Raw genomic sequence first — 4,926 nt, 5'->3', positions numbered from 1 at the left:
ACCCCGACCCCGACCCCGCCGCCATCCGCTTCACCGCCGTGGCCAAGGCCTACGCCCACGTACGGGCCGTCGACGGCATCGATCTCGGTATCGCCCGCGGCGAGACCGTCGCGCTGCTCGGCCGCAACGGCGCCGGCAAGTCCACCACCATCGGCCTCCTGCTCGGTCTCGACGAGCCGGACGCGGGTGAGGTGCGGCTCTTCGGGCGGACGCCCGAGCGGGCGGTGCGGGCCGGGCTCGTGGGCGCGATGCTTCAGGAGGGGCAGCCCATCCCCCGCGTCACCGTCCGCGAGCTCGTCGCGTTCGTCGGCTCGACCTATCCGGAGCCGATGCCCGTCGACGAGGCCCTCGCGCTCGCCGGGCTCACCGAGTTCGCGGACCGCCGCGTCGACAAGCTCTCCGGCGGCCAGGCCCAGCGCGTCCGGTTCGCGGTGGCCGTCGCGGGGGCGCCCGCGCTGCTGGTCCTGGACGAGCCGACCGCCGCGCTCGACGTCGAGGCGCGCCGCGCCTTCTGGGACGCGATGCGCACCTACGCGCGCCGGGGCAACACCGTGCTGTTCTCCACCCACTACCTGGAGGAGGCGGACGCCAACGCCGACCGGATCGTGGTCGTGGACCACGGCCGGGTCGTCGCCGACGGCCCCGGCGAGCGCATCAAGCGCGCGGCCGGCGGCAGCCTGGTCTCCTTCGATCTGGCGGGCGGCCCCAGCGCCGGCCTGTCCGCGCTGCCGGGCGTCGTCTCGGTCGAGGTGCGCGGCGACCGCGCCCGGCTGCGCACCGACGACTCCGATGCCACGGTCATGGAGCTCGCCCGGCTCGGCGCGGTCCGGGGCCTGGAAGTCGCCCCGGCCAGCCTGGAGGACGCGTTCCTCTCCCTCACCTCCACCGTCGGCTCCACCCGCGAGAGCGAGACCGTCTGATGCTCGGCTACGTCATCCTCGAAATCCGCCGCACCTTCCGCGACGCCTCCTTCGTCCTCTTCGGCATCGGGATGCCGGTGCTCATGTATCTGCTCTTCACCAACATCGGCTCGGGGGACGGCGATTCGGCCGACTGGAAGGTCGCCTCGATGGTCGGCATGGCCGCGTACGGCGCGCTCGGCGCGTCCCTCAACGCGGGCGGCGCCGTCGCCTCCGACCGGAGCGCGGGCTGGCTGCGCCAGTTGCGGATCACCCCGCTGACGCCGTCCCAGGTGGTGGCGGGCCGCGCGGTCAGCGGCTCCGCGACCGTGCTGCCGGCGGTCCTGGCGGTGCTCGCGGCGGGCGCGCTGGTCAACGGCGTACGGCTGGCCGCCTGGCAGTGGGCGGCGCTCGCGCTGCTGCTGTGGGCCGGGGCGCTCCCCTTCACCCTGCTGGGCCTCGGCAACGGCTACCGGCTGAGCCCGCAGGCCATGGGCGTGGTCAATGTGGCGTGCCTGATGGGGCTCGCGGTGGTCGGCGGACTGTGGTTCCCGCTCTCCTCGTTCCCCCACTGGCTCGCCTCCGTCGCCGCGTACACCCCGGCGCACCGCTTCGGTGACCTCGGCTGGGCCGTCTCGAACGGCTCGGCCCCCGGGGCGGGGACGGTCGCGGTGCTCGGCGGCTGGCTGCTGGCGTTCGGCTCGTACGCCGTGATCTCCTACCGACGGTCCGCGAGGACGGTGTGAGCACGATGAACGGGGAGAACGAGACTGTGGCACGACTTCTGCCGAAGGACCCGGTGAAGGCGGTGGCCGACGCGCGGGCGAAGAAGGGCTGCGACCGCGACGCCGACCTCCCCGGCCCCCCGGCCAGCGCGTACACGCTGCTGCCCTGGCTGCTGATGGGCCTGGGCGCGTTCTCCAGCCTGGTCGAGGGCACGACCCCGGACCCGTGGATCGGCGGCACCGGTCTGCTGGCCTTCAACTCGCTCTACGTCACGGTCGCCTTCCGCGCCTTCGTCAAGGAGAAGCGGGAGAGCCGCTCCACGCTCGCCGCCCTGGCCGCGATGGCCGCGATCACCTACGGCCTGGCCATCTCCTACGGCGGCACCTGGCTGTTCTTCTTCCCGCTGCTCTCGCTGGCCTGCGGCGCGGTGCTGCGGGAACGGAAGCTGGGTCTCGCGGTCATGGTGCTGGCGTCCTCGGCGGGCGCCATCTCGGGCATGGAGGCCGGGGAGGTGTGGGACAACGTGACCATCGCGTACGGCACGTTCCTCTCCGGCATGGTCACGGCGGCGGTCCTCTCGCTCTCCCAGACCGTGCGCGAACTGCGCGACACCCGCCAGGAGCTGGCCCGTACCGCCGTGGAGAAGGAGCGGCTGCGCTTCTCCCGCGACCTGCACGACCTGCTCGGCCACACGCTGTCGGTGATCGTGGTGAAGTCGGAGGCGGCCCGCCGCCTCGCCCCGCGCGACCTGGACGCCGCGCTGGGCCAGGTCGCCGACATCGAGGCGGTCGGCCGCCAGGCGCTCACCGAGATCCGCGAGGCCGTCACCGGCTACCGCGAGGGCAGCCTCGGCACCGAGCTGGACCGGGCCCGCTCGGCGCTGCTCGCCGCCGAAGTCGAGCCGGTGGTGCGCCTGTCGGGGCCGCCGCTGCCCTCGCAGGTGGAGGCGCTGCTCGGCTGGGTGGTGCGGGAGGCGGTCACCAACGTCGTACGGCACAGCGGCGCGACCCGCTGCGAGATCGTGGTCGACGGCGCGCCCGAGCGGGTACGGCTGAAGATCACCGATGACGGGCACGGCGTACCATCCGTACAGCCCGCGGCCCCCGGCTCCCGGATCGGCGGCACGGGTCTGAAGGGTCTCACCGAACGCCTGGCGGCGGCCGGCGGCTCACTCGACGCGGGCCGCGGGCCGCGCGGCGGCTTCCAGGTGAGCGCCGAGCTCCCGGTCGACCCGGCCGACGCCGCGCTCGAAGCCGAGCTGGGGCTGGGGACGGAACACGGGGCCGTACACGGATGACGGCCCGCACGATGGGGAGAACGGCATGATCAGAGTCCTGCTCGCCGAGGACCAGGGCATGATGCGGGGCGCGCTGGCCCTGCTGCTCGGCCTGGAGGAGGACATCGAGGTGGTCGCCCAGGTGTCGGCGGGCGACGAGATCGTGTCCACCGCGCTCACCGCCCGCCCCGACGTCGCCCTCCTCGACATCGAACTGCCCGGCCGCAGCGGTCTGGACGCGGCGGCCGACCTGCGCGAGGAGTGCCCGGACTGCCGGGTGCTGATCCTCACCACGTTCGGGCGGCCCGGGTATCTGCGGCGCGCGATGGAGGCGGGCGCGGCGGGGTTCCTGGTGAAGGACGGGCCGGTGGAGGACCTGGCCGAGGCGGTCCGGCGGGTGCTGCGCGGCGAGACGGTGATCGACCCGGCGCTGGCCGCGGCGGCGCTGAGCGCGGGCGCCAGCCCGCTGACCGCGCGGGAGCGGGACGTGCTGAACGCGTCGGTGGACGGCGCGACCGTGGCCGACATCGCGGGCAGGCTGCACCTGTCGGAGTCGACGGTGCGCAACTACTCCTCGTCGGCGATCGGCAAGACCGGCACCCGCAACCGCATGGAGGCGGTACGGGCGGCGCGGCAGCAGGGCTGGCTCTGAGTCACTTCCTCGGCGCCGTCGCCCTGGGCAGCCACACCAGCGCGACCACGGTGCTGGCGAGCAGCACGAAGCCGCCGGTGCGGAAGGCGAGCGCGTAGCCGTCGGTGAGCGCTTCGGGGGTCGGAGTGTCGCCGGTACGGGCGGTGGCGACGGTCGACAGGACGGCCAGGCCGAGCGCGCCGCCCATGGTGCGGGAGGTGTTGATGAGCCCCGACACCAGCCCCGCCTCGCCCGGCGCGGCGCCGGAGGTGGCGAGCGAGGCGAGCGGCGTGGTGGCCAGGCCCGCGCCGGTCATCATCAGCGTGCCGGGCACCAGGATGGACATCCAGTACGGGTCGTGCGCGTGCATCGTGGACTGCCAGCCGAAGCCGGCGGCGGCGATCAGCACACCGAGGACGGTGAGGTTGCGGGTCCCGGTCACCGGCATCAGCCGGGGTGCGATCTTGGCCCCGAGGACGATGCTCAGGGAGCTGGGGATGAGGGCGAGTCCGGCGCCCAGCGGGGTGTAGCCGAGGACGTTCTGCGCGTACAGGGTCATGAAGTACCAGGTGCAGAAGGTGGCCGAGCCGCAGGCGAACATCACGACGTTGGCGGACGACACCGCCCGGATGCGCAGTAGCCGCAGCGGCATCAGCGGCGCCGCCGCGCGCGCCTCGACGGCGAGGAACGCCCCCAGCAGCGCGAGCCCGCCGAGCAGCGGGGCGAGCGTCTGCGGCGCGCTCCAGCCGGACTGTTCGGTCTGCACGATGCCGTACGCCAGGACGGCGAGCCCGCCGGTGACCGCGACCGCGCCGGGCAGGTCCAGGCGGTCGCGGGTGGCGGCGCGGCTCTCCGTGATCCACAGGGCGGCGCCGGTGAGGACGAGGGCGCCGACGGGCACGTTGATGAGCAGCACCCAGCGCCACGACAGGGTGTCGGTGAGCACCCCGCCGACCAGTCCGCCCGCCGCGCCGCCGCCCGCGCCGACCGCCGCCCAGGTCCCTATGGCCCTGGTACGGGCCGCGCCCTCGGGGACGGCGGCGGTCAGGATGGTGAGCGTGGAGGGTGCGAGCACGGCGGCGCCGAGCCCCTGCACGCCCCGGGCGACCAGCAGCTGCCACCCTTCCTGGGCGAGTCCGCCGGCCAGGCTGGCGCCGGTGAACAGCGCGAGTCCGACGAGGAACATGCGCTTGCGTCCGAAGAGGTCTCCGGCGCGTCCGCCCAGGAGCATGAACCCGGCGTACGCGATGGAGTAGGCGTTGACGACCCACTGCAGCCCGGTCGGGCTCATGCCGAGCCCGGTCCGCATCGAGGGGAGGGCCACGTTGACGACGGAGACGTCGAGGACGACGAGGAACTGCCCGGCACAGGCGGCGAGGAGGACGAGCCAGGGG

The 4,926-nt window shown here is 74.2% G+C and carries 5 protein-coding genes; 4 read left to right on the top strand and 1 reads right to left on the bottom strand.

Annotation, left to right across the window (positions count from 1 at the left end):
* The first annotated feature begins 23 nt into the window (after nucleotides 1-23).
* The 4 genes from ACJA3G_RS30020 to ACJA3G_RS30005 are packed head-to-tail and all read left to right on the top strand — an operon-like array spanning nucleotide 24 to nucleotide 3,553.
* Nucleotides 24-920 carry an ABC transporter ATP-binding protein gene (locus ACJA3G_RS30020; RefSeq protein ID WP_406556188.1) on the top strand — a complete coding sequence of 299 codons (897 nt, stop codon included), beginning with the start codon at nucleotides 24-26 and terminating at the stop codon, nucleotides 918-920.
* Nucleotides 920-1,645, top strand: coding sequence for an ABC transporter permease (locus tag ACJA3G_RS30015; RefSeq protein ID WP_406556186.1), 726 nt, complete (start codon nucleotides 920-922; stop codon nucleotides 1,643-1,645). Before ACJA3G_RS30020 ends, ACJA3G_RS30015 begins: the two co-directional genes overlap by 1 nt.
* Nucleotides 1,646-1,698: 53 nt before the next feature.
* Complete coding sequence (locus ACJA3G_RS30010; RefSeq protein ID WP_406556187.1) at nucleotides 1,699-2,922, top strand: sensor histidine kinase; 1,224 nt, start codon at nucleotides 1,699-1,701, stop codon at nucleotides 2,920-2,922.
* Between the two features lie 25 nt (nucleotides 2,923-2,947).
* Complete coding sequence (locus tag ACJA3G_RS30005) at nucleotides 2,948-3,553, top strand: response regulator (protein ID WP_406556185.1); 606 nt, start codon at nucleotides 2,948-2,950, stop codon at nucleotides 3,551-3,553.
* Nucleotide 3,554: 1 nt separating this feature from the next.
* Here the strand turns inward: ACJA3G_RS30005 and ACJA3G_RS30000 are convergent.
* On the bottom strand, nucleotides 3,555-4,926 hold a 1,372-nt coding region (locus ACJA3G_RS30000; protein WP_406556184.1), incomplete at its 5' end, for an MFS transporter.

This window comes from Streptomyces sp. YS-3 (assembly GCF_045257485.1).
Classification (GTDB): Bacteria; Actinomycetota; Actinomycetes; order Streptomycetales; family Streptomycetaceae; genus Streptomyces.
This window is presented reverse-complemented; position numbering and strand designations above follow the sequence as displayed.

Excerpts from the sequence above, each read along its gene's own strand:
- ACJA3G_RS30015 (WP_406556186.1), top strand. The coding sequence starts at position 920 with ATGCTCGGCTACGTCATCCTCGAAATCCGCCGCACCTTCCGCGACGCC.
- ACJA3G_RS30005 (WP_406556185.1), top strand. The coding sequence starts at position 2,948 with ATGATCAGAGTCCTGCTCGCCGAGGACCAGGGCATGATGCGGGGCGCG.